This is a genomic window from Pseudomonas sp. B19125 (assembly GCF_044218855.1).
Lineage (GTDB): Bacteria > Pseudomonadota > Gammaproteobacteria > Pseudomonadales > Pseudomonadaceae > Aquipseudomonas > Aquipseudomonas edaphica.
Map to the genome: position 1 here is coordinate 4,477,257 of NZ_CP162589.1, position 24,145 is coordinate 4,501,401.

General features: G+C 60.4%; 19 protein-coding genes. 11 read left to right on the forward strand and 8 right to left on the reverse strand.

Features of this window, described 5'->3' with window-relative positions; genetic code table 11:
• Positions 1–58 precede the first annotated feature (58 nt).
• The gene (locus AB4P96_RS20065; RefSeq protein WP_395600991.1) at positions 59–967 is read left to right on the forward strand and encodes a LysR family transcriptional regulator; all 909 of its coding nucleotides are present in this window, start codon (positions 59–61) and stop codon (positions 965–967) included.
• A 117-nt stretch (positions 968–1,084) separates the two neighbouring features.
• Here AB4P96_RS20065 and AB4P96_RS20070 read toward each other — a convergent pair whose 3' ends face one another.
• Positions 1,085–2,287 (reverse strand): multidrug effflux MFS transporter, encoded by a 1,203-nt coding sequence (locus AB4P96_RS20070; protein WP_395599988.1) that lies wholly within the window; start codon positions 2,285–2,287, stop codon positions 1,085–1,087.
• Positions 2,288–2,388: 101 nt separating this feature from the next.
• Between AB4P96_RS20070 and AB4P96_RS20075 the strand changes: the two genes are divergently transcribed.
• From AB4P96_RS20075 to AB4P96_RS20100, 6 genes are all read left to right on the forward strand, one after another.
• Positions 2,389–3,495: an efflux RND transporter periplasmic adaptor subunit gene (locus AB4P96_RS20075; protein ID WP_395599989.1), complete on the forward strand. Its 1,107-nt coding sequence runs from the start codon at positions 2,389–2,391 to the stop codon at positions 3,493–3,495.
• Positions 3,496–3,497: 2 nt separating this feature from the next.
• Complete coding sequence (locus tag AB4P96_RS20080; protein ID WP_395599990.1) at positions 3,498–6,581, forward strand: efflux RND transporter permease subunit; 3,084 nt, start codon at positions 3,498–3,500, stop codon at positions 6,579–6,581.
• A 146-nt stretch (positions 6,582–6,727) separates the two neighbouring features.
• The gene (locus AB4P96_RS20085) at positions 6,728–11,527 is read left to right on the forward strand and encodes an RHS repeat-associated core domain-containing protein (protein ID WP_395600992.1); all 4,800 of its coding nucleotides are present in this window, start codon (positions 6,728–6,730) and stop codon (positions 11,525–11,527) included.
• Entirely contained in the window at positions 11,524–11,904 is a 381-nt protein-coding gene (locus AB4P96_RS20090) for a hypothetical protein (RefSeq protein ID WP_099547779.1), read from the forward strand. Before AB4P96_RS20085 ends, AB4P96_RS20090 begins: the two co-directional genes overlap by 4 nt.
• A 26-nt stretch (positions 11,905–11,930) precedes the next feature.
• Positions 11,931–12,215: a hypothetical protein gene (locus AB4P96_RS20095; protein WP_017137775.1), complete on the forward strand. Its 285-nt coding sequence runs from the start codon at positions 11,931–11,933 to the stop codon at positions 12,213–12,215.
• Positions 12,209–12,625 (forward strand): hypothetical protein, encoded by a 417-nt coding sequence (locus AB4P96_RS20100; RefSeq protein ID WP_395599991.1) that lies wholly within the window; start codon positions 12,209–12,211, stop codon positions 12,623–12,625. The genes AB4P96_RS20095 and AB4P96_RS20100 overlap by 7 nt, the downstream gene beginning before the upstream one ends.
• Positions 12,626–12,832: 207 nt before the next feature.
• On the opposite strand, the gene AB4P96_RS20105 is transcribed toward AB4P96_RS20100, so the two are convergent.
• The 5 genes from AB4P96_RS20105 to AB4P96_RS20125 form a co-directional block, all read right to left on the reverse strand.
• The gene (locus AB4P96_RS20105) at positions 12,833–14,062 is read right to left on the reverse strand and encodes a M20/M25/M40 family metallo-hydrolase (protein ID WP_177032232.1); all 1,230 of its coding nucleotides are present in this window, start codon (positions 14,060–14,062) and stop codon (positions 12,833–12,835) included.
• 47 nt (positions 14,063–14,109) lie between these two features.
• Entirely contained in the window at positions 14,110–15,168 is a 1,059-nt protein-coding gene (locus AB4P96_RS20110) for a diguanylate cyclase (RefSeq protein WP_099547776.1), read from the reverse strand.
• A gap of 80 nt (positions 15,169–15,248) precedes the next feature.
• On the reverse strand, positions 15,249–15,881 hold the full coding sequence (locus tag AB4P96_RS20115; protein WP_017137772.1) for a LysE family translocator: 633 nt from the start codon (positions 15,879–15,881) through the stop codon (positions 15,249–15,251).
• Positions 15,882–15,947: 66 nt separating this feature from the next.
• Positions 15,948–16,817: a sugar phosphate isomerase/epimerase gene (locus tag AB4P96_RS20120; RefSeq protein WP_099547775.1), complete on the reverse strand. Its 870-nt coding sequence runs from the start codon at positions 16,815–16,817 to the stop codon at positions 15,948–15,950.
• Positions 16,818–16,844: 27 nt separating this feature from the next.
• Positions 16,845–17,009: a rubredoxin gene (locus AB4P96_RS20125; RefSeq protein WP_016968943.1), complete on the reverse strand. Its 165-nt coding sequence runs from the start codon at positions 17,007–17,009 to the stop codon at positions 16,845–16,847.
• Between the two features lie 158 nt (positions 17,010–17,167).
• Between AB4P96_RS20125 and AB4P96_RS20130 the strand changes: the two genes are divergently transcribed.
• The 4 genes from AB4P96_RS20130 to AB4P96_RS20145 all read left to right on the forward strand — a co-directional run bounded on the left by AB4P96_RS20130 (position 17,168) and on the right by AB4P96_RS20145 (position 22,020).
• The gene (locus AB4P96_RS20130; protein WP_017137770.1) at positions 17,168–18,577 is read left to right on the forward strand and encodes a PLP-dependent aminotransferase family protein; all 1,410 of its coding nucleotides are present in this window, start codon (positions 17,168–17,170) and stop codon (positions 18,575–18,577) included.
• A 116-nt stretch (positions 18,578–18,693) separates the two neighbouring features.
• Entirely contained in the window at positions 18,694–19,434 is a 741-nt protein-coding gene (locus tag AB4P96_RS20135) for a response regulator (protein WP_395599992.1), read from the forward strand.
• Entirely contained in the window at positions 19,431–20,738 is a 1,308-nt protein-coding gene (locus AB4P96_RS20140) for an ATP-binding protein (protein ID WP_017137768.1), read from the forward strand. The genes AB4P96_RS20135 and AB4P96_RS20140 overlap by 4 nt, the downstream gene beginning before the upstream one ends.
• Positions 20,739–20,937: 199 nt before the next feature.
• A complete protein-coding gene (locus AB4P96_RS20145; RefSeq protein ID WP_017137767.1) occupies positions 20,938–22,020 on the forward strand; it encodes an LLM class flavin-dependent oxidoreductase in 1,083 nt (360 codons plus the stop codon).
• A gap of 137 nt (positions 22,021–22,157) precedes the next feature.
• On the opposite strand, the gene AB4P96_RS20150 is transcribed toward AB4P96_RS20145, so the two are convergent.
• Positions 22,158–22,952 (reverse strand): class II aldolase/adducin family protein, encoded by a 795-nt coding sequence (locus AB4P96_RS20150; protein WP_099547773.1) that lies wholly within the window; start codon positions 22,950–22,952, stop codon positions 22,158–22,160.
• Between the two features lie 241 nt (positions 22,953–23,193).
• Positions 23,194–24,099, reverse strand: a complete 906-nt coding sequence (locus tag AB4P96_RS20155; protein ID WP_017137765.1) for a LysR family transcriptional regulator — start codon at positions 24,097–24,099, stop codon at positions 23,194–23,196.
• Positions 24,100–24,145: the final 46 nt, after the last annotated feature.

Consider the following 24,145-nt stretch of genomic DNA (forward strand, 5'->3'; position numbering starts at 1 on the left):
CGCTACCTTTACCGCGCTAGACGGCAAAAATAACCCTTAGCGTTCTATTTGGAGAACGATAGTGGAAGACCTCAACACCCTCTATTACTTCACCCAAGTGGTCGAGCACCGTGGTTTTGCCGCCGCGGGCCGCGCGCTGGACATGCCTAAATCGAAGCTCAGCCGGCGTATCAGCGAGCTCGAAGAGCGCCTGGGTGTGCGCCTGATCAACCGCACCAGCCGGCATTGTTCGCTCACCGAAATTGGCCAGGTCTATTACCAGCGCTGCCTGGCCATGCGGGTAGAGGCCGAAGCCGCCGCCGAAGTGATCGAGCGCAACCGTTCCGAGCCCCAGGGCATTGTGCGTTTGAGCTGCCCCACCGCCCTGCTCAACTCCTGGGTCGGGCCGATGCTGACCCGCTATATGCTCAAGTACCCGCTGGTGGAGTTGCACCTGGAGAGCACCAACCGGCGTGTGGATGTGATTCACGAAGGCTTCGACATCGCCCTGCGCATTCGCTTTCCGCCCTTGGAAGACACCGATCTGGTGATGAAGGTGCTTGGCAACAGCACGCAGTGCCTGGTGGGCAGCCCGGCGTTGGTGTCGCGCCTGTCCAACCCGCCGTTGCCGGGGGACTTGAATGGGTTGCCGAGCGTGTATTGGGGCTCGGCGCAGCGCGAATACCAGTGGGAGTTGTTTGGCGAGAACGGTGCCAGCGCGGTGATCCGGCATTTCCCACGGATGATCACCGATGACCTGTTGACGTTGCGCCACGCGGTGTGTGCCGGGGTGGGTATTGCGCACCTGCCGAGTGTGGTGGTGCGCGAGGACATTGCTGCCGGGCGCCTGGTCAACTTGATCCCGGGTTGGTCGCCAAGGACCGGGATCGTGCACGCGATTTTCCCTTCGCGCCGTGGGCTGTTGCCGTCGGTGCGCACCCTGATTGATTTTCTCGGCGAGGAATTCGCGCACAGCGACATGGCCTGACCGCTGATCGTTCCCACGCTCCGCGTGGGAATGCATCCAGTGACGCTCTGCGTCACGACTGCCAGAGCGGGACGCGGAGCGTCCGGGGCGGCATTCCCACGCAGAGCGTGGGAACGATCAAGCCGCGGCCAGCAGCGCTTGGCGCTGGCGCAGCAGGTGGAACGCCACAAACGCCGAAACCGCAAAGCTCGCCTGGATCATGATCATCGGCGTGGCACTGCCATCACGCAGATGGCTCAGCAACAGGCCACTGCACGTCGCGCCAAACATCTGCGAAAAGCCCATCAATCCCGCCGCCAACCCCGCACGATGGGCGTTGGGCATCACCCCGCCCGTGACAGAGCCCGGCAACACCAGGCCGCCGCCGAGGGTGACCAATGCCACCGGAATATCCAGGCCCAGCGCCGACAGGCCGAACAGCTCGTAAATCACCACCGCTAGAATCCCGCCGATGGCGACCAGCATCACGCCCATCGACACAATGCGTTGCGGCCCCAGGCGCAGGATATTGCGCCGGGTGTAGGTAGAACCCACGATCAGCATCGACACGATCAGGCCAAAATTAAGCCCGTACTCCAGGCTGCTGAACCCCAGCAAGTTGATAAACACCGCCGATGAACCCGCGATCACCGCGAACATCGCGCCGTAGGTGCAGGCCAACGCCACCGCGTACGCCCGATACTGGCGGCCCTTGAGCAAATCCAGGTATTGCCCGCCGAGGGTGCGCCAATGCCCGGCCTTGGGGTCCAGAAAGTGATTGCTCTCGCGAAAGAACAGCAGCGCCAACACCAGCACCACGCTGCCGATCACCAGCGCCAGCACGATCGGCGCCTGCCAGCCCAGCAGCTTGATCAGCAACCCCCCAATCATCGGCGCCACAACGATGGCGTAGAGCATGCCGATCATGGTCAACGCCAGCGCCGGCCCCGCTTCGGCCTTCCACACATCACGCACCACCGTGCGCGCCAGCACCAGCGCGGCGCAGGCGCCCAGGCCTTGCAGCACGCGGGCGGCAATGAACTGTTGAATGTCGCTGACCAGCAGCATCGACAGGGTTGCCAGCACATACAGCGCCAGGCCGCCAAGTAGCACGGGGCGACGGCCGATGCGGTCCGACAGCGGCCCGAACAGCAATTGCCCAAGGCCAAATGCAGCCACAAATGCCGACAACGCCATCAACGCCGAACCCGCTGGCGCCGCCAGTGCCTGCTCGATGGCGCCCAGGCCGGGGATGAGCAATTGGGTCGAGACTTCACCGAGTGCGGTGAGCGCCATCAGTAAAAACAACAGGCTTCGTGAGGGGGCCGGGGCGTTCGACATAAGGAATATCCGGGGGCTGGATTAATTTATATTTCAACCATAATATGAGCAAAAAATTATGTCCATAATTTTTTATCCATTGGCCACCCCTGGAGCCCGTCATGCACCCTCTTCCCCTGCGTCTTCTCACGCCCCTGGCCCTGTTGATTATCCTCAGCGGCTGCAACAGCAAGGCCGACACCGCTGCTGAAGTGCCGCTGCCGCGTCCCGTTCTGGCCGCCAAGGTAGAGGCCGCCGGCACCCAGCAAAGCGCCTACACCGGCGTGGTCGCGGCGCGCACCGAAAGCGATTTGGGCTTCCGGGTCAGCGGCAAAGTCATCGAACGCAAGATCGACCCCGGCCAGCACGTCGCCCGTGGTGACACCTTGCTGGTGCTGGACATCGGCGACTTCGAACTGGCCCTGCGCTCGGCCAAAAACCGCGTCAACGCTGCCCAGGCGCAATTGCGCCAGCGCCGTGATGACGAAAACCGTTACCAGCGCCTGGCCAGCACCGGCGCCGTGTCGCGGCAGATCTTCGACCAGTCGGCGACCAACCTGCGCGTGGCCGAAGCCGAACTGGCCGCGGCGCAATCGGATGCCAGCCAGATCGAAAACCGCCGCACTTACTCGGTGCTCAAGGCCGACGGCGACGGCATCATCACCGATGTGCGCGTGGATCGCGGCCAAGTGGTCGCCGAAGGCCAGATCGTGGCGCGCCTGGCCCACGACGGCGCCCGCGAAGCCATCGTCAACCTGCCGGAAAACCAGCGCGACCAAGCCGCGCAAAAAGCCCTGGCCTTCCCGTTCGGCGCACAGGACCAGGCCGTGACAGCCACCCTGCGCGAGCTGTCGGCCAGCGCCGACCCCACCACCCGCACCTACCGCGCACGCTACGTGCTGCATGGCGCCGTCGACCGTTTTGCCCTCGGCTCCACCATCACCGTACGCCTGCAAGGCAACGGCCAGACCCAGCAAACCCGCGTGCCCATCGGCGCGTTGCAGGATGCGGGGCAAGGCACCGGCGTGTGGGTGATCGGCGCGGACGACAAGGTCAGCTTCGCCCCCGTTAACGTGGCCAGCCTCGGCCAGGAAGACGCGCTGCTCGACAGTGGCGTAACGCCCGGCCAGATCGTCGTCGCCCTCGGCGCGCACTTGCTGCACAGCGGCGACACCGTGCGCCTGCTGCCGGCCCAGGCACTGGCCCTCAACCGTAAACAGGACCACTGAGCATGCGCGGCATCAACCTCTCCGAACTGGCGGTAAAGCACCGCGCCGTCACGCTGTTTCTGATCATTGCGATCCTCGCCGCCGGGATCTTCTCGTTCGGCAAGCTGGGGCGCGCTGAAGACCCGTCGTTTACCGTCAAGGTCATGACCATCACCGCCGCCTGGCCCGGCGCCACCGCCCAGGAGATGCAGGAGCAAGTCGCCGACCGCCTGGAAAAACGCCTGCAGGAACTGGACTACTACGACCGCGTCGAGACCATCGCCCAGCCGGGTTTTGTGTCGATGCGCATGACCTACAAGGAATCCACGCGCCCCAGCGAGATCCAGGACCTTTTCTACCAGACCCGCAAAAAGCTCAGCGACGAAGCGGCGAAACTGCCCAAAGGCGTGATCGGACCGTTCTTCAATGATGAATATTCCGATGTGTATTTCGCCCTGTATGCGCTGGAAGCCGAGCACCTGCCCCATCGCCAGCAAGTGCAGATGGCCGAAGACTTGCGCCAGGGCTTGCTCAACCTGCCGGGCGTGAAGAAGGTCAATATCCTCGGCGAGCAGGCGCAGCGGATCTTTGTCGAGTTCTCCTATGAGCGCCTGGCCACGCTGGGCATCAAGCCGGACCAGATCTTCGCCGCCCTCGCCGCACAGAACGCCGTGGCGCCGTCGGGCTTTGTCGAAACCGCTGGCGCGCGTGCCTATATTCGCATCGACGGCGCCTTCGACAGCCTGGCGCTGATCGAAAACGTACCGCTGGAAGTCAACGGCCGCGTACTGCGCATTGCCGATGTGGCCAGCGTGAGCCGTGGTTATGAAGACCCGCCCAGCTATCGCATCCGCCATCAGGGCGACCCGGCGCTGATGCTTGGCGTGATCATGGAGAAGCACTGGAACGGCCTGGAATTGGATAAAAGCCTCAAGGCCCAGGAAGCCAGAATCCAGGCGGACCTGCCGCTGGGCGTGAACTTCGCCAAGGTCTCCGACCAGGCGAAAAACATCAGCCTGGCGGTGAATGAGTTCATGCTCAAATTCTTCGTCGCCCTGGCCGTAGTGATGGTAATCAGCCTGTTGGCCCTGGGCTTTCGCGTCGGGTTGGTGGTGGCCGCCGCGGTGCCGCTGACCTTGTCGGTGGTGTTTGTGATCATGCTGCTCACCGGGCGTGAATTTGACCGCATTACCTTGGGCGCGCTGATTATTTCCCTGGGTTTGCTGGTGGACGATGCGATCATCGCCATCGAGATGATGGTGGTAAAACTCGAAGAAGGGTTTGACCGGATTCACGCCGCCACGTTTGCCTGGAGTTCCACCGCGGCGCCGATGCTCACCGGCACCTTGGTGACCATCATCGGCTTTCTGCCGGTGGGTTTTGCGCGCTCCGGCGCCGGGGAATATGCCGGCAATATCTTCTGGATCGTCGGCTTTGCGCTGATCTCGTCCTGGCTGGTGGCCGTGGTGTTCACGCCGTACCTGGGCGTGAAGTTGCTGCCGCAGATCAAACCGGTGCCAGGCGGTCATGACGCGATTTACGCCGGCCGTTATTACCAGAAACTGCGCAGCCTGGTCGAAGCCTGTGTGCGCCAACGCTGGCTGGTCACTGGCCTGGTGGTCGGTGCCTTTGTACTGTGCGTGCTGGGCATGGGCGTGGTGAAGAAGCAATTTTTCCCCAACTCCGACCGTTCCGAGCTGATCCTTGAGGTGTATATGCCGCCCGGCAGCGCCTTCAAAAGCACCGAAGCGGTGGCGGCGCAGCTGGAAAAAGCCTTGCTGCAAGAACCGCAAACCAGCCTGGTCGACACCTATGTAGGCGGCGGCGCGCCACGCTTTTTCCTTTCGCTGAACCCCGAACTGCCCGACCCGGCCTTTGCCAAACTGATTGTGCAAACCCCGGACTCCCATGCCCGTGACGCATTGAAAGTGCGCATGCGTGAACGCATTGCCGCCGGTGAATTCCCGGCAGCGCGGGTGCGCGTCACGCAATTGCTGTTCGGCCCGCCGGTGCCGTTCCCGGTGGTGTTTCGTGTGTCCGGGCCGAACCTGGATGTGCTGCGCGGGGTGTCCGAAGACGTGCGCCGCGTCGTGGCGGCCAACACGCTGACCAGGGACGCTTTCCTCGACTGGGGCGAACGCACCAGCGGTTATCGGCTGGTGCTGGACCAGGACCGCCTGCGCCTGCTGGGTTTCACGCCCAACGAGGTCAAATCCCAGCTCAACGCCTTGCTCAGCGGCAACCCGATCACCGAAGTGCGCGAAGGCAACCGCACCGTGTCGGTGGTCGCGCGTGCCCAGGGCAACCAGCGCGAGAACCTCGGTAACCTCAACAACATGACCCTCACCAACAGCGCCGGCACCTCGGTGCCGCTGGCCCAGGTCGGGCACTTCCAGGCGGTGATGGAAGAGCCGATCCTCAAGCGGCGCAACCGTGCAAGCACCGTGGAAGTGCGCGCCGACATCATCGACGGCGTGCAACCGCCCGACGTGGAAATGGCCGTGTACAAAGACCTGCAACCCTTGATCGCCAAGCTGCCCGCCGGTTACCAGATCGAGATCGGCGGCCCGGTGGAAGAAAGCGCCAAGGCCAACGTGGCGCTGGCGGCACTGTTCCCGATCATGATTTTGCTGACCCTCACGGTGATCATGTTCCAGGTGCGTTCGTTCGGCGTGATGTTCATGGTCTTCGCCACCGCGCCGCTCGGGTTGATTGGCGCGGTGCCGACCCTGCTGCTGTTCAACCAGCCGTTCGGCTTTAACGCGATTCTGGGCCTGATCGGGATTGGCGGCATTCTGATGCGCAACACGCTGATCTTCACCGACCAGATCCGCCAGAACCAGGACCATGGCATGGCGGTGCGCGAGGCGATTATCGAAGCCACCGTGCGCCGGGCGCGGCCGGTGATCCTGACCGCATTGGCGGCGGCGCTGGCGTTTATTCCGTTGACGCTGTCGGTGTTCTGGTCGTCCCTGGCCTACGTGCTGATTGGCGGGGTGCTGGTAGGCACCGTGTTGACTCTGTTGTTCCTGCCGGCGCTGTGCAGCCTGGTGCTTGGGCGGGAGCGCACGAAGGCCGTTGAAACTTCCCACGTAAACGCCGGATAAGCTCTACAGAGTTGTCCTGAAAATCTCTGCAAAGTCCTTCGCCTGATCACACAGTGCGAGGGATTGCAGATGGTTTTGTTAGTTAGAGCCCAGGCCAAAGGGGCTAGCGCTTGAACCCGGCCATTGGCAGGCTGGCCCTGACCCCAATGGACGTGAAGACGGTCGACGTTGAAAGCGTCTTCCGTGATTTTCGCGAATGCCTGAATACCTTTGACGAATGGGCGTCGAGCTTCTGGAGCTTCTCGGCGCTGGATGTCGAGCAGGTGTTCAAGGTCGGGGATGAGGTGGCGCTGGTCGCCCCGATCAACCGCTCCATCATTCCCAGCAGCACCGTTGCCACGTGCCAGGCCAATGGCACGTTGACCCTGGTGCATATGTTCCAAAGCACGCGTTTTGTGCCCATCGGCAATACGCCGGTGGTGCTGCAACGCGTCGATCCCAACGGCGGCCCATTGGGCGAGCCGATCCACCACACCATCGGCCCCAGCGGCATTCTCGAAATCACCGAGTGTGATCGTAATCAATCGTACCGAATCAGTTTTTACCCCGATGTTTCCAAAGATCACGTCAAGGCACTGTACGCGTCTTATCAGTCAGTGATTGCGGGGTTGGAAGAGCGCCTGCGTAAAGAGTGGAACGACACCTTCCAAGCGCAGTGGAGAATTTATACCGACGCCAAACCGCTTGATCAACGCAGGATGCTGGAGAAAGCGGCTCTCAATGGCATGGGCACGGCGCTCTACACCCTTTGGGACAACTTGACGCAGCTGTTTGACATGTTGGCGGACATCAAGCCCAACAGCGAAAAGTTGCTCAAGTACATCTCCCAGGCCGAGCTTGATGAGCTGCTGACACTCAGCAATGACGCGATCGCCAACGGCCTGCTGGTACTCAGCGATGAGCCGCTGTTGTTCATTTACGTGTCGGCAATGGTCAGCTGGATGCGCCTGCTGCCGCCGCAAGACATGCAGGAGCTGATGGGCGAAATCACCGGCGAGGTGTTGATCAACTTGCTGTTGATTCGGGCGACGGCGGGCATGGGCGTGGCAGTACGCCTGGGCACTCAAGTCCTCGGGCACATCAAGTCCGGGCGGGCGCGGAGTTTGCTCGAGTTGCTGGCAAAACAGCATGTGGGGCCGACGTTGGAGCCACATGTAGCGGCGGTTAAACCCTTGTTGCTGAGCAGTGCCCCGACGCCGATCAAGACCGTGCCGGTTGCGCCGCTGAAGGCTGGGGACCAGTTGGTTGCCAACCCGGTGCCGGCGGTGCGCGGCAAGACGCAGCAGACCGCGTTGGTGCGCCAGGAACCTGTGGATGATGTGCCGGCTTCGGGCAAGAACCTGAATGGCGATGCGGCGGCTCCGGCCGACAGAACCGTTACCAACGGCTGCCCGGTGTCGATGGTCACCGGCGAGGAATTGCTGACGCTCACAGACGGCACGTTGGATGGGGTTTTGCCGTTTGAGTGGACGCGGTTGTATCGCACCAGTGCAGTGGAAGTGGATTGCGGGTTGGGGTTTGGTTGGAGTCATTCGCTGGCGCAGCGGCTTTCTGTTTCCGGTGATTCGGTGGTGTGGACGGATCATGAGAATCGCCGTACTGAGTTTGTGCTGCCCTCCGCTGCTCGACCGGCGATTACCAATAGCTTGGCTGAAGCGGCGATCTTTTTGGGTGATCTGCCCGATGAACTGGTGCTGGCCCAGGCGTCGCGGTTCTACCACTTTCAAGAGGGTGTGCTGACAGCCATCAGCGATGCGTATGACAACCGGCTGCGCGTTTTTCACGATCGTTTGGGGCGGGTTGAGCGGCTGGATAATGGTGTAGGTCGCTCGCTGTTTCTGCGTTATGAGCTGGGCCGCATTGTGGCGGTGGACTATCAGGTTCATCGGGCCAAAGGGCATGAGCCGTTTGAATGGGTCACCGAACAGAGCATTGTTTCCTACGCCTATGACGACCTTGGCCGACTGGTTTCTGCGACCAATGCTGTGGGTGAAAGCGAGGTTTATCGCTACGACGAGCAGCACGTCATTCTTGAACGTGGGTTGGCCGGTGGCGCGAGCTTCTTTTGGGAGTGGGAACGGGCTGGCAAGGCCGCTCGGTGTGTTCGGCATTGGGCCAGCTTTTCGCAGATGGATACGCGGTATGCCTGGGGCGATGACGGCCGTGTCACGGTGCATAACGCTGATGGCAGCCGGGAAGTGTATGTTCATGATGACCGTGCGCGGCTGGTGCAACGGATTGATCCGGACGGTGCTGAACACTTCAAATCCTATGACGACAAGGGCCGGCTGACGGTCGAGCAGGACCCGCTTGGGGCGGTGACGGCGTACCAGTACGACGAAGCCGGACGCTTGGTGGCGTTGTTTCCGGGGGACGATGAGCCGACGTCCTACGAGCATGACAACGGGTTCGTACGGGTCGTAAGGCGTGGTCTCGCCGTCTGGAAATATGAGCGCAATGATCAGGGCGACGTCATTCGCAAGACCGATCCTGACGGCAATATTACGGACTACAGCTACAACAAATATGGGCAGCTGACGGGGGTTTGGTTTCCCGACAACAGTTGCCATCGGCTGGTCTGGAATGAGCGCGGGCAGCTGCTTGAGGAGCTGCTGCCCAATGGGGGTATCAAGCGTTATCGCTATGACGATCTTGGTCGTCAGATCACGCGGGAAGATGAGCACGGCAAGCTCACACAGTACCAACGGGACGCTGCCGGGCGCCTGCGAAAACTGACCCTTCCAGGCGGCGCGACGCGCGAATACAGCTACAACGCCTACGGAAAAATTACCGCCGAACACGACGAACTCGGCCACGTCACCCGTTACGAATACGCCGACGGCCTGCACCTGATCAGCCGTCGTATCAATGCCGATGGCAGCCATGTCAACTACCGCTACGACAACGCGCGCCTGCTGCTGACCTCGATCGAAAACGAGGCAGGCGAAACCTACCAACTCGATTACCACCCCAATGGCCTGATCCAGCAGGAAATCGGCTTTGACGGCCAGCGCACGGCTTACGTGTATGACCTCAACGGCAACCTGGCGGAAAAAACCGAACACGGCGACGACGGCAGTCAGCTCGTTACACGCTATAAGCGAGACCACGCCGGGCGCCTCGTAAGAAAAACCCTGCCAGACGGCAATGTTGTCGACTATACCTACGACCGCCAAGGCAACCTCCTCAGCGTCGACGACGGCCACTGGGCGCTGGCCTACGAGTACGACCCACAAAACCGCCTCACCGCCGAACACCAAGGCTGGGGCACCTTGCGCTACGGCTATGACGCCTGCGGCCAACTGCACAAACTGCGCCTGCCAGACAACAACCGCCTTACCTTCAACCACGACAAAGGCGGCCACCTTTCCACCGTCGAGCTGAATGGCGAAACCCTCACCTCCCACCTGTTCAAAACCGGCCGCGAACACCAACGCCAGCAGGGCCAGCTCCTCAGTCACTACCACTACGACGACCAAAACCGCCTGCACGCCCACGCGGTCAGCCAACAGCAACACACGCTTTACCAACGCCAATACGACTACGACAAAAGCGGCAACCTCACCCGCCTGCTCGACACCCGCAAAGGCGAACACCACTACCACTACGACCCCCTCGCCCGCCTGACCCGCGCCGACCACTCGCAAGACGTACAGGAACGCTTCGGCCACGACCCGGCCGGCAACCTGCTCATGCAAGACCGCCCCGGCCCGGACATCGTGGCGGGGAACAGGTTGATGATCCAAGGCGATCATCACTACGACTATGACGCCTTCGGCAATTTGATCCGCCAGCGACGTGGCAAGGGTCATCAGCTGGTTACTGAATACCGCTACGACTGCCAGCATCGGTTGATTGGCATTACCCAACCCAACGGGCAAACCGCCAGCTACCGCTACGACCCGTTTGGGCGGCGGATCAGCAAAACCGTTAACGACATAACCACGGAGTTTTTCTGGCAAGGCGACAAGCTGGTGGCAGAACACCACGCGGACTGCCATCGCAGCTACCTCTATGAGCCAGACAGTTTCCGGCCGCTAGCACTACTGGAAGGTTTTGGCCCTGAAGACACCAAGCCCTTCCACTACCAACTCGACCACCTCGGCACGCCGCAGGAACTGACAAATCCCGAAGGCGAAATCGTCTGGTCCGCGCACTACCGCGCCTACGGGGAAATCGCCCGCCTAGACGTCAGAAAAATCGACAATCCGTTGCGCTTCCAGGGCCAATATTTCGATGCGGAAAGCGGGCTGCACTACAACCGCCATCGCTACTACAATCCAGATATTGGTCGCTACCTGACGCCGGATCCGGTGAAGCTGGCGGGTGGGATTAATGCGTACCGGTACGTGCCTAACCCTACCGGGTGGGTAGATCCGTTAGGCTTGAATACTTGTCCTGGGGCTGATGGGTGCAAGCCAAACAATTCTGCTCAGAATCCTATAGCAGGGGTTGAACACGGAGAACCCGCTTTACCTCAACTGGGACGCGCACAGCGACAAGCACGCATTAATGAGCTTGGAGAGGCCAACGCTCACCGGCGCTTATCAGAACTGGAAAGGTCAATCCCAGGGGCGCACTTCTTGGAAAAACACGGTGCTCAGACGTTACTCGAATCTCAACTTGAGCGAGTGATTACAGCTAGAAACCCTACCACTGGGGAAATTGAAACGTTCGATAGAGGGAGGAACGCAGGACAACCTCGGCCTCCAAGCGCCGCCACACGCTTCCTGAGCCATAGAGATCAATTGAACGCTATTGATCGAGCGATTTTAATCTTCAAACTTAACGGCCGGTCCCGAGCGCCTAAAGCAATGAACATGGGCAAAACAATCGGAGAAGGATATAAAAGAGAGGGACTCGAATATGGAAAACAAACCAAAGCAATCGTACATCTAAACACAGATGGAAAACCCATCACTGCTTATACGGAGTTTGACAAATGAACAAAAAACCAGACTTGGAAATCCTTCGAGGCCTATTGTTCACTTATTGTATAGAAAACACTAAAGATCTAGACAGAGAAGAAATTATAGTTTCCAAAAACGTCAACAACCCAAAAGAGCTTGCAGAGCTTTTCGATGCATTGACCAAATCAGAATTTTTCTCCTACAGAGAAGACGAGCAACAATGGTTTATCGATACCCTTGAGCACTTCCTCTCTACCGACGAAAATTTCGAATCTGTTTTTTACTTATTCGATACCTACTTCGAAGATGAAATATTTGACAAAAGAGCCTTCATGATGGTGCTGCTCGAACGCCTCAAAAGCTACATGAGCGAAGCGCTCTCAGCTAAACCGATACAAGACGGCACCCACTAAACCCAACCCAAAGGCAAAACCAACCTATGCAACTAAGTACTAAATTCAAAAGCCACAAAATGCAACTTGCAGCACTGAATGAAGTCACCACAAGAACAGCCCGCAAACTGGAGCCTTTCACTGGAGAGGATTACTACGGAAACCCCATCGTCCGCATAGAACTGCAAGGCTGTGGAGAAGGCTACATTCCTAACCCAGAGGATCTGACCAACCCAGTATATGATGATGACATGAATACCATCGTTGCAAAATTCGACCGTGAAACCAAAAAACTCTACACCGTATTCCCCGTGAGTGACGACCAATGCTAAAACACCCTTTTCTAAATAAGCCCTACCAGCCAAAATTTCGACACTTCCTTTCCCCCTTCGACATCTATGATCGTGAAGAAACACTGGGCGAAATATTTTCAACCTACAACATCAATCATAAACGCGACAGAGAAAAACTAATCAAAAAGTACATTATAGACAAAAGTACAGGCTTAAATTATCGGCATCGAAAACTCCTAGTCGACACTTTAGGCGATGCTCTTGAAGACGAAACTTATGATTTTTCGCAAGCTTTGAGCCAGGCTCCTGGTTTTTACTGTTCTCTACCTTGGGGATGGAGCGATATGGAGGATCCAAGAGGTTTCTTCGAGGATATCTATAGGATGACGAATGAGTGGTGGAAAGACGACCTCCAAAAAGCCAGCCTGGAAGACCCATCAACATGGTAAAAACACCACCTACACCACTGAAACACCCCACCACTGTGGCGAGCAGGCTTGCCCTGCGTTGGGCTGCGCAGCAGCCCCAATAGGGAAAAAGCGAGATACTAGCGTTAACCAGTGTCGTCTGTTTTGGGGCTGCTGCGCAGCCCAACGCAGGGCAAGCCTGCTCGCCACATGAGTACGCTCAGCCGTTCAATGAGCCCTGCGAACCTCTCACCGCTTCGACAGCTCCATAATCATCCGACTCAACAAATAAACCCGTGGCGCCACGCTCTCCACCTCGGCATATTCCTCCGGCGTATGAATATTCCCACCGACAATCCCAAACCCATCCAACGTCGGCGTCCCGACCCCAGCTGACAAGCTCGCATCTGCGGCCCCGCCGCTGCCTTCAATGGTCAATTTACGACCCAATTCGCCATAGATCCCCTGGGCAATTGCGACCAATTTGTCCGACTGCGGCGTCTGTGGCATCGGCGGCAGGCCGCGCAACAAACTCGTTTTCACTTCAGTGTCCGGGATCAGCTTATTGGCTGACACCCGCGCCAGGTCTTTTTCGATCCGATCAAACTCTTCCGGCAGTGCCGCGCGCACGTCGGCTTTGGCGGTGGCTTGGTCGGGGATGACGTTGGTGCGGTCGCCGGCCTTGATCACGGTGAAGTTGATGGTGGTTTTCTTCTCTTCATCGCCGAGTTTGCCCAGTTGCAGAATCTGGTGCGCGGCTTCCATGGCGGCGTTGCGGCCCAGTTCGGGGGCGACGCCGGCGTGGGCGGCTTTGCCTTTGACTTCGACCATTGCAGTGGCGCTGCCTTTGCGCCATACCACCAGGCCGTCGGCTGGGCGACCGGGTTCCAGGTTCAAGGTTACGTCGTGGGCCTTGGCGGTTTTGCGGATCAGTTCGGAGGCGGCTTCTGAGCCGGTTTCTTCGCTGGCATCGAGCAGGAAGGTGATTTGTGCGTAGTCCTTGAAGCCCTGGTTTTTCAGGACTTTGAGCGCGTAGATGCCGGCGACGATGCCACCCTTGTCATCCATCACGCCGGGGCCGTAGGCGCGACCATCCTTGATATGAAACGGTCGCTCGGCGGCCGAGCCTTCCTTGAACACGGTGTCCATGTGCGCCATCAGCAGGATTTTGGCTTTACCGGTGCCCTTGAGGGTGGCGATCACATGGCTGTTGTTAGCCGCTTTGTCGGGCACCAGCTCAATGCTGAAACCGAGCTGCTTGAGCTCATCCACGGCAATGTCGCGCACTTGGGTCAGGCCCGGCTCGTAGCCGGAGCCGGAATCGATGTTCACCAGGCGTTCGAGCAGTTTCAGGGCCTCGGCCTTGTACTGTTCGGCATCCGCCTGGATTTGCTTGTGGGGTTCGGCGCTGTAGGCCGGCACGGCGAAGGTCAGGGCCAGGGTGGCGGCCAGCAGGGTACGGGAGAAGGTGAAGAGCATGGACCGATCCTTGTTGTTGTGGGGGTATGCTGCGCTACCCTACCCCACTAAACCGAGCGTAACCAACTGCCTTGCACGGAACTGACGCGGTTGCGCCCGCTGCTCTTGGCTTCATACAGCGCCTGGTCTGCGTCGTTGAGCCAACTGGTGGAGTCGGCGTGCGCCGGCTGGTACGGCGCCAGGCCAATGCTCAAGCTGGCGCGCAGGGTCGGGTCTTGTGCATAGGCCAGCGCGCTGAAGCGATCACGCAAAGCGTCCATCACTTCGGTGGCGCGATTGAGCGGCATGCCTGGCAAAATCACACAGAATTCGTCGCCGCCATAGCGCCCGGCCAGGTCGGACGCCCGCAGGTTCTGGCGCAACACCTTGCTGAGTTGGCGCAACACGATGTCGCCGGTGACATGCCCGTAGGTGTCGTTGATGGTCTTGAAATGGTCGATGTCGATCAGCGCAATGGCCGCGCCCACCTGTTCACGGCGGCAACGTTGAAACTCGATTTCCAGATGGTCCTTCCAGGCGCCGTGATTGAGCAGGCCGGACAGGCTGTCGGTGCGGCTCAAGGCCAGCAACTCGCGCTTGTGGCGGGCCAGGGTCACGGCCTGGCGGTAGCAGATCCAGCCCAGCGCCAGGGGATACAGCATCAGGATCGGCAGGCACGCATACAGCTGCGCCTCGCTGGTCACCGCGACAAACGCCGGCGCGAACACCAGCAGGGCGGCGCCGATGCCCAGCCCCTGCGCCACCCAGCCGGCGAGCATAAAGCGCGGCCCGCCGATGGCGACGTTGTTCATGGTCATCATCGACAGCGTGGTCACGCTGGGCAGCGGGTTGAAGTGCATGGCACCGACCCAGAAGCCGCCGCAAAACGAATCGAAGAGTAAATTACGCCGTTCGCTGCGCAGTGAGTTGCTCGCCCGGCGCGACAACTGGTAGGCCACGTGCGGCCACACAAACGCGTTAATCAGCATCCAGGCCCACACCCACAGCGACGGGTGCAAGGGGTACATGCCAAATACCACGCAGACAAAACCGAGCGTCAGCCCCAAGAGCCGCGATTTGAACAGGCGCGAAGCGAGCGGAAGTCCATTTCCTCCGGCGGCTGACATGGTGGGGTGTAATCCTGGATGAGTGCCTGGAGTCTAACAGGGCAACGTCAAAGCGCCACTACTGCTTACCTGCTAATACTTCAGTGCGAAAACCCGCGCGCCAGCATCAACGCAACACCCAATAGCAGCACCGCCGTGATCCGCTGCAACAGCACCCGGCGCTTGGGGTTTTCCAGCACGTGCTTGATGCGCTGGCCGAAATAGCAGTACAGGCAGCCGCTGGCAAACTGCAGGGTCAGAAACGTCAACCCGAGGATGGCGATATCCGCCGCCGAGCTGTGCTCGCCTGCGCCTGCAAACTGCGGGAACACGGCGCTGAACATGATGATGGTCTTGGGGTTGGAAAACCCGGTGAGCAACCCCTTGCCGAACAGGCTGCGCGAGCCTTCCACGGCGCCGCCCTGGTTGATCGACACGCCGCTGCTGGTCCACTGCTTGTAGGCCAGGTACAGAATATAGGCCACACCGACGAACTGGATGGTCTGGGTAATGGCGAGGTTGCCCTTGATCAGTTCCGAAAAGCCCACGGCAAAGATCAGGATGGAAATCAGGTAGGACACACTGGCGCCGATCTGCGCCGGGATCGAACTGCGCAAGCCGTCCTTCAAGCCCAGGCTTAGCAGCAACAGGGTCATGGGGCCGGGGCTGAAGGTCATGGTGGCGCAAAACAGCAGGAAGTAGAGAAACGAAGACAGCGTTAACGCACTTGTCATGGGCCAGAACCTTGGAATGGTAAAAACAACAACGGGGCGCGCTTGAAACGCACGCCCCTGCGCCTGTCAGGCAACGGCAATTTCAGTGGTCAGGGATTCACGGTACATCAGCGCCAGGTCGGCCAGGGCGGCCTTCGCGGTCTGGTTGCGGGTTTCGAACGCCACCAGGCCCTTCCAGTTGGTTTCAACGATGGCCTGCACCACGTCGGCGTAATCACAGTTGCCGTCATGAATGCCGAAGTGCTGATCCTGCACGCCATTGTTGTTGCTGAAAGAAATGCCCTTGATCAAGTGGTGATACTTGCGCACCACGTCGGCCGGCAGGCCGTTCTCGATGTTGGCGTGGCCCGCATCCAGGAAGAAGTACACGTTGCCATGGGCCTTCAAGCGCTCGAACACAAACGCGTATTCGGCCTCATGGGTAAAGATGTAGTGGAACGGCCGGTAGTTGACGTAGTTGGACAGGTTCTCCAGGTAGATATCCGTGCCCTTGGCCTCGGCGTAGCTCGCCAGTTCCTGTACCGACTTGAGGTAGTGTTCCAGCGCAACTTTCTTGGCCATCAGCACCATTTTTGGCTCAACGATGCAGCCGCCGTGGATGATCAACGGCGCGCCGAGGCGGCTGGCGATATCAATCTCTTTTTTCACGTAGTCCACCGCCGCTGCGCGGAACGCCTCGACGTCACTGCCCAGCGGCGCCTTGAAGTTGCCGTGGAAGATCGGCGTGACGCCACTGGCCGCGATGTGCGCCTGCAGGCTCTCAATGCGTGCATCGGTCCAGTCATCGACCATCTCGCCGAACAGGCTGCCGTCGATGTACCAATGGGTGCAATCACCCTCGATAGCGGTTTGCAGGCCTTTTTCGGCGCTGAGGTATTTCTGGTGCGCCACGCCGGTACAGAACGGCACGGTGGGGTTGATCAGTTTGCTTTCCATGGAGCGATTCCTTTCGTTGATGGAGGATTAGAGTTCAATGGCCATAAAGTCGGCCTTGGTCACACCGCAGTCAGGGCATGTCCAGTCTTCCGGCACTTCTTCCCAAGGGGTGCCGGCCGGGATTCCGTCCTCCGGAATACCCAATTCTTCTACGTACATAAAACCGCAGGGGGCGCACATATAAGTCTTCATGAGAATGCGAAATCCATTGCTCGCGTGTAAGAAACTTCGCCAGTTTCCGGCGAGATGGCGCGCAGTCTAGGGCAGCGTCATTGCACAAGGCAGGTAAAGTGGTGCCTAATCCGGCCTAACTTCACCGGTAAAAGCACCGGCAAAGACAAGGAAGGTTTATGTTTGTATCCGCCATCGCTTTTGTGGAAGGCACGCCCAAGGTGCAGCAGATCGTCGACGCCTTCAGCCAGGCCATCGAGGCCGGTGAATGGGCACCCGGCAGCAAGTTGCCGTCGGTGCGTGAGCTGACCCAGACCCTGGGCGTCAGCAAGTTCACCCTCAACGAAGCACTGGACCGCCTGCGCGGGCGCCACCTGCTGACCTCAAGCCAGGGCCGCGGCTATTTTGTGGCGATGGAAACCGCACGCCCGGCCGCCGCGACCTGGGTCGACCTGCTGCCCCAAGACCTGCTCAGCGTGCTGCGCCGCCCGCTGGTCACCGCCAGCGGCGAGCTGCGCCCCGGTGGCGGGCACTTGCCGGAGGACTGGTTGAACGGCGAGGCCATCCGCCAAACGATGCGCAGCGTGGTGCGTGCGCCGTCACTGCGCATCGCCGGCCTGGGCACGCCGGCCGGGTTGCTGCCCTTGCGCCAGGCCCTGCAACAGAAGCTGCACGGCGAAGGCTTGTCGGTGCCGGTGGAACAGATCATCACCACGCCCAACACCGTGCAGGGCCTGGACATGCTCATGCGCCTGCTCGCACGCCCCGGCGACACGGTGCTGCTGGACGCGCCGTGCTACTTCAACTTCCACGCCAACCTGGCCCTGCACGGGGTCAAAGTGGTGACCATCGAGCGGCGCCCCGACGGTTTTGACTTTACTGCCCTCGAACAGCTGCTGGCCGAGCATCGCCCCAGCCTGTACCTGACCACCAGCGTGCTGCATAACCCCACCGGCCATTCCTTCAGCCCCGGCCAGGCGTTTCGCTTGCTGCAACTGACCCAGCAGTACCATTGCCATATCGTCGAGGACGACCTCTACGGCGACCTGCACCCCAACCCGCCGCCGCGCCTGGCCGCCCTCGCCGGGCTGGATCAGGTCACCTACCTTTGCGGGTTCTCCAAGATCCTCAGCGCCAACACCCGCGTCAGCTACGTGGTGGCCGCGCCGCAATTGGCCGCCAACCTCACCAACATGAAGCTGATGAGCGGCGGCGTGACCTCGGAGCTGTTCGAGCAGATCGTCTACCGCATGCTCAGCGAAGGCAGCTACGCCAAGCACCGCAAGCGTATGGTCCAGCGTTTGATGGAGTCCGGCGGGCGCGTCGAACAATGGCTCAAGCGCTGTGGCTGCGAGCTGCCGATGGCGTATGAAGGCGGGATGTTTATCTGGGCGCGCCTGCCCAAGGGCGTAAACGGTGAACTGCTGGCCCAGGAGGCGTTGAAACGCAGCCTGGTGCTGGCGCCGGGCGCGCTGTTCGGCTACGACCCGGCGCACCTCAATTCGATGCGCTTCAATGTCGCCCACACTGATGAGCCGCGCGCCCAGCGGGTGTTCGAGGCGCTGTTGCTCAAGGCCGTGCGCCACTGATTTTTGCTTCGCCGTGTATCTGGTCAGCGCCAGATACACTGCAATACAAAGCGCACAAGGCAAAGGCTGCGGCGATGGCTAGACTGCGGCCAAGAGCATTTAACGAGGAAGGCAGCATGGATCATGTCGATCACATCCTGATCGTCGATGACGACCGGGAAATCCGCGAACTGGTGGGCAATTACCTGAAGAAAAACGGCATGCGCACCACCGTAGTCGCCGACGGCCGCCAGATGCGCAGCTTCCTCGACACTACCCCCGTGGACTTGATCGTGCTGGATATCATGATGCCCGGCGACGACGGCTTGCAGCTGTGCCGCGAACTGCGGGTGGGCAAGCACAAGGCCACGCCGGTGCTGATGCTCACGGCGCGCAACGATGAAACCGACCGCATCATCGGCCTGGAAATGGGCGCCGATGATTACCTGGTCAAGCCTTTCGCCGCGCGTGAATTGCTCGCACGCATCAATGCGATATTGCGCCGCACACGCATGCTGCCACCGAACCTGATAGTGAGTGAAACCGGGCGGCTGATCCGCTTTGGTCGCTGGCGCCTGGACACCACCGCCCGCCACCTGCTCGACGAGGACGACACCCTGGTGGCACTCAGCGGCGCCGAATACCGTCTGTTGCGGGTGTTTCTCGACCACCCGCAGCGCGTACTCAACCGCGACCAATTGCTGAACCTGACCCAGGGGCGTGACGCCGACTTGTTCGATCGCTCCATCGACCTGCTGGTGAGCCGCTTGCGCCAACGCTTGCTGGATGACGCCCGCGAACCGGCCTATATCAAGACCGTGCGCAGCGAGGGTTATGTGTTTTCACTGCCGGTGCAAATCCTCGGGGCCGAGCAATGAGGCCATGGCGGTTTGGCTGGCCGCGCACACTGGCGTCCCAACTGTCGCTGATTTTTCTGATCAGCCTGGTGTGTGCCCATGGGTTGTCATTCAGTGCGCAGTTCTACGAGCGCTATATCAGTGCGCGCACGGTGATGCTCGGCAACCTGGAAAACGACGTGTCCACCTCGGTGGCCATCCTCGACCGCCTGCCCGCCAACGAACGCGCCAGTTGGCTGGCGCGTCTCGACCGGCAGAATTACCGGTACTTGCTCAACGCCGGCGAGGCCGGTGAACCGATGACTAGCAACGATGTGCCAATGGCCGCCACCTCGATTGCGGACGCACTGGGCGAGCATTACGCCCTGACCTTTCGCGATATTCCAGGCATCCAGAAACACTTCCAGGTGCACCTGACCCTGGCCGATGGCAACCCGATCACCCTCGACGTACGCCCCGCCGCCCTGCCCGTAGCCTATTGGTTGCCGGTGGTGCTGGTGCTGCAACTGGCGCTGCTGCTCGGCTGCACCTGGGTCGCGGTGCGCCTGGCCGTGCGCCCGCTGACACGCCTGGCCCGTGCGGTCGAAACCCTCGACCCGAACGCTCACCCCACCCCCCTGGACGAAACCGGCCCGAGTGAAGTCGCGCATGCCGCCGCGGCGTTCAATGCCATGCAACAGCGCATTGCCGAATACCTCAAGGAACGCATGCAGATCCTCGCCGCGATTTCCCATGACCTGCAAACGCCGATCACCCGCATGAAACTGCGCGCCGAGTTTATGGACGACAGCGCCGACCGCGAAAAACTGTGGAGCGACCTGAGCGAAATGGAGCACCTGGTACGTGAAGGCGTGGCGTATGCGCGCAGCGTTCACGGCGCCACCGAGGCCAGCCACCGCATTGACCTGGACGCCTTTCTCGACAGCCTGGTGTTTGACTATCAGGACATGCAAAAGCAGGTCAGCCTGCGCGGCAAAAGCGCGCTGATCCTCGACACCCGCCCCCACGCGCTGCGCCGCGTGTTGGTGAACCTGGTGGACAACGCCCTTAAATTCGCCGGCAACGCCGAGCTGGAAGTCGGCTCGACAGCCAATGGGCAGTTGTCGATCAAGGTGTTGGACCAAGGCCCCGGAATTGCCGAAGACGAATTGGCGCAGGTGCTGCAGCCGTTCTACCGGGTAGAAAGCTCACGCAATCGCGGCACCGGCGGCACCGGGCTGGGGTTGGCGATTGCCCAGCAACTGGCGGTGGCGATCGGCGGCACGCTGACCTTGAGCAATCGGGTTGAAGGCGGCTTGTGCGCCGAGATCCGTTTGAGTCTTTAGCGCACTGTTCTGTGGGGAGCAGGCTCGCCACATTGAGTGCACAGCTTTAATAAAATTTACGCATGATAATTCTGCTTTTTATAATTAGGTTAGAACCAACAGGCATTTTACAGACCCCGCCACGGCCCTTACTTTTGACCCGAGTGACCGACCCCACGCCCGGAGGAGGTGTTAATCGCGCAATCGACAAGGACAGACCATGAGCATCGAATTTATCGGTTACATCGGCGGCCATCACGCTTCCGAGATTCACCCGCGCAGCGGCCCTACCCTGCAGCCGGACTACGTCGAAACCGTGGCCCGCGCCCACGAAGCGGCCGGCTTCGACCGCGCGTTGGTGGCGTTTCATTCCAACAGCCCGGACAGCACGCTGATCGCCGCGCATGCCGCCAGCGTGACCCAAAAGCTGCAGTTCCTGATCGCCCATCGCCCAGGTTTTGCCCAGCCGACCCTGGCCGCTCGCCAGTTCGCGACCCTGGACGTGTTCAACGGCGGGCGCACGGCCGTGCATATCATCACCGGCGGCGATGACCGTGAACTGCGTGCCGATGGCAGCCATATCGGCAAGGACGAACGTTACGCACGCACCGACGAATACCTCAGCGTGGTGCGCCAGGAATGGACCCACGAGCAGCCTTTCGATTTTAAAGGCACCTACTACCAGGTCGAAGGCGCGCACTCGACGGTGAAGTCGCCGCAGCAACCGCATATCCCGCTGTACTTCGGCGGCTCTTCCGCGGCCGCGATTGCGGTGGCCGGCAAACATGCCGACGTGTATGCGCTGTGGGGTGAAACCTACGAGCAGGTGCGCGAAGTGGTGACCCAGGTGCGCGCAGAAGCGGCCAAGCACGGGCGCACGATTCGCTTCAGCTTGTCGTTGCGCCCGATCCTCGCGCAAACCGAGGAGCTGGCCTGGGCACGTGCCGAGACAATCCTGCAACAGGCGACCGCACTGGCTGACAAGCAGGGCTTTGTGCGCCGCGAACCACCCAACGAAGGCTCGCGCCGCTTGCTGGCAGCGGCAGCGCAAGGTTCGCGCCTGGATAAGCGCCTATGGACCGGGATCGCCGAGTTGCTGGGCGCGCAGGGCAACTCCACTTCATTGGTCGGCACCGCCGAACAAGTCGCGCAGGCATTGCTGGACTACTACGACCTGGGCATCACCACCTTCCTGATACGCGGGTTCGACCCGCTCAACGACGCAATCGACTACGGCAAGCAGCTGATCCCACTGACCCGCCAGCTGGTCGCCGAGCGCGAACAAGCCAAACAGGTCGCCTAACTAAAGAACACCACACAACCCATGTGGGAGCGGGCTTGCTCGCGAATGCGGCGGGTCAGTCAACGCAAATATTGACTGATCCACCGCATTCGCGAGCAAGCCCGCTCCCACATTTTTGATCTTCAGTGGTTTCAAGTTCAGTTTTTGTAGTCGGTATCCGTACGCTCCAACTGCCGAATCAACGCATTCCAATGCCGCGCCACACCCGGCCCTGCGCCATTGCTGAACACCTTGGCCTGCTCCTCCACCTTGGCCACCACCTCTGCCGGCGGGAAGACAAGCTCGGCATTGCCGCCTGCCTGCGCCGCGATCTGGATATTGCACGCGCGCTCCAGCCCTTGCAGTTGCTGGAAGGCGTGTTCCACGCTGATACCGGCAGTCAACAGCCCATGGTTACGCAAAATCATCACACTCTTATCGCCCAGGTCAGCCACCAAGCGCTCGCGCTCATCCAGGTCCAACGCCACGCCTTCATAACCGTGGTACGCCACGCGCCCGGAGAACGCGATGGCGTGCTGGGAGATCGGCAGCAGGCCATCCTTCTGTGCCGACACCGCAATGCCGTCGCGGGTGTGAGTGTGCAGCACCGCTTGCAGGTCATGACGCGCGCCGTGGATGGCGCTGTGGATCACGTAACCTGCGTAGTTGATACCCAGGCCGGTCGGGTCGTCGACAATCGTGCCATCGAGGTCGACCTTGACCAGGTTGGAGGCGTTGATTTCATCGAACAACAGCCCGTAGGCGTTGATCAGGAAATGCTCATCCGGCCCCGGCACGCGGGCGGAGAAGTGCGTATAGATGTGGTCTGTCCATTTGTACAGCGCCGCCAGCCGATAGGCCGCCGCCAGCTTGACGCGCACCTCCCACTCTTCTGGCGTGACGCGCTGGCGGACATTGCTGGAAACGCTGGAAATCGAGGTGACACTGCTCATGGCAAAACTTCCTGGATGGCCTTAAGGACTTCCAGTCAGCCTAGGGGATGGCCAAAAATAATAAAAAGCACATTTTAATCTAAGCTAATTATTATTTTTTTTTATAAAAAATCAGCTACCACATAGATAGTTCCCACGCTCCGCGTGGGAATTCAGCCCTGGACGCTCCGCGTCCCAAAGCGTGACGCAGAGCGTCACAGGAGGCATTCCCACGCAGAGCGTGGGAACGATCAGTCTGCACTCACGCAGCGTTGCGAATCTTGTGTAAAGAGGCCGCCACCAGCGTCCCAAACGCATCCACCGGCCCTTGCAGGTTGCCCAGGAAGTGCGGGTAGATCAGCCACAAATCCATCACCGGTTTGAAGTCCTTGAGCGGCACCACCGCCAGTTGCTCAAGGTGCGCACTGCGCTCCAGCAGCGGCCGCGGCACCAGCCCCAGGCCCAGGCCGTCCGCCACCAGGCCCAGTTGCAACTCAGTGCCAAAGGTTTCCAGGTTCACTCGCAGCGCCAAACCCTGGTCGGACAAGGTGCGCTGCAACCCGGCACGAAAACCACAGCCATCCGGGTTGAGAATCCAGCCGCCCTGGTACACATCAGCCAACTTGCAGGGCTTTTTCGGCAACTGTGCCTTGGCACACACCACCACCAACTCCATCTTGCCGATGGACTCGCCGACAATGTTGTCCGGGAAGATCTTGCCCGCCGGGAACAACGCCACCGCCGCATCCAGCTCGCCGCGCTCGATCTTGCCGACCAATTGGCTGCCCCAACCGGTGGCGACCTGGGCGCGCAAGTCGGGGTATTCACTGCGCAAGTGCTTGAGCGCATCCAGCAGCACCACATCGCCGATGGTCTGCGGCACGCCCAGGCGCAACACGCCGGTGGGCGGCGCATCGGTGGCCACCAGCTCACGCAGGGCATCCATCTCGCGCAGGATCAACCGGCATTGTTCATACACCCGCGTGCCGATCAGCGTAGGTTTGAGCGGCTTGGTGTTGCGGTCGAACAGCTCCACGCCCAGCGCCTGCTCGAAGTTCTGCACGCGGCGGGTGATGGCCGGTTGAGTCAACTGCAACGACTCGGCGGCGTGGCTGATGGACTGGCAACGAATCACTTCGACAAAGGCATCGATATCGTCAATTTTCATTTGGGCCGCACATAGAGAACAGTCATTAAGATGTGTGGCAAGCATA

Excerpts from the sequence above, each read along its gene's own strand:
- AB4P96_RS20070 (WP_395599988.1), bottom strand. The coding sequence starts at position 2,287 with ATGTCGAACGCCCCGGCCCCCTCACGAAGCCTGTTGTTTTTACTGATG.
- AB4P96_RS20075 (WP_395599989.1), top strand. The coding sequence starts at position 2,389 with ATGCACCCTCTTCCCCTGCGTCTTCTCACGCCCCTGGCCCTGTTGATT.
- AB4P96_RS20080 (WP_395599990.1), top strand. The coding sequence starts at position 3,498 with ATGCGCGGCATCAACCTCTCCGAACTGGCGGTAAAGCACCGCGCCGTC.
- AB4P96_RS20085 (WP_395600992.1), top strand. The coding sequence starts at position 6,728 with ATGGACGTGAAGACGGTCGACGTTGAAAGCGTCTTCCGTGATTTTCGC.
- AB4P96_RS20090 (WP_099547779.1), top strand. The coding sequence starts at position 11,524 with ATGAACAAAAAACCAGACTTGGAAATCCTTCGAGGCCTATTGTTCACT.
- AB4P96_RS20095 (WP_017137775.1), top strand. The coding sequence starts at position 11,931 with ATGCAACTAAGTACTAAATTCAAAAGCCACAAAATGCAACTTGCAGCA.
- AB4P96_RS20100 (WP_395599991.1), top strand. The coding sequence starts at position 12,209 with ATGCTAAAACACCCTTTTCTAAATAAGCCCTACCAGCCAAAATTTCGA.
- AB4P96_RS20105 (WP_177032232.1), bottom strand. The coding sequence starts at position 14,062 with ATGCTCTTCACCTTCTCCCGTACCCTGCTGGCCGCCACCCTGGCCCTG.
- AB4P96_RS20110 (WP_099547776.1), bottom strand. The coding sequence starts at position 15,168 with ATGTCAGCCGCCGGAGGAAATGGACTTCCGCTCGCTTCGCGCCTGTTC.
- AB4P96_RS20115 (WP_017137772.1), bottom strand. The coding sequence starts at position 15,881 with ATGACAAGTGCGTTAACGCTGTCTTCGTTTCTCTACTTCCTGCTGTTT.
- AB4P96_RS20120 (WP_099547775.1), bottom strand. The coding sequence starts at position 16,817 with ATGGAAAGCAAACTGATCAACCCCACCGTGCCGTTCTGTACCGGCGTG.
- AB4P96_RS20125 (WP_016968943.1), bottom strand. The coding sequence starts at position 17,009 with ATGAAGACTTATATGTGCGCCCCCTGCGGTTTTATGTACGTAGAAGAA.
- AB4P96_RS20130 (WP_017137770.1), top strand. The coding sequence starts at position 17,168 with ATGTTTGTATCCGCCATCGCTTTTGTGGAAGGCACGCCCAAGGTGCAG.
- AB4P96_RS20135 (WP_395599992.1), top strand. The coding sequence starts at position 18,694 with ATGGATCATGTCGATCACATCCTGATCGTCGATGACGACCGGGAAATC.
- AB4P96_RS20140 (WP_017137768.1), top strand. The coding sequence starts at position 19,431 with ATGAGGCCATGGCGGTTTGGCTGGCCGCGCACACTGGCGTCCCAACTG.
- AB4P96_RS20145 (WP_017137767.1), top strand. The coding sequence starts at position 20,938 with ATGAGCATCGAATTTATCGGTTACATCGGCGGCCATCACGCTTCCGAG.
- AB4P96_RS20150 (WP_099547773.1), bottom strand. The coding sequence starts at position 22,952 with ATGAGCAGTGTCACCTCGATTTCCAGCGTTTCCAGCAATGTCCGCCAG.
- AB4P96_RS20155 (WP_017137765.1), bottom strand. The coding sequence starts at position 24,099 with ATGAAAATTGACGATATCGATGCCTTTGTCGAAGTGATTCGTTGCCAG.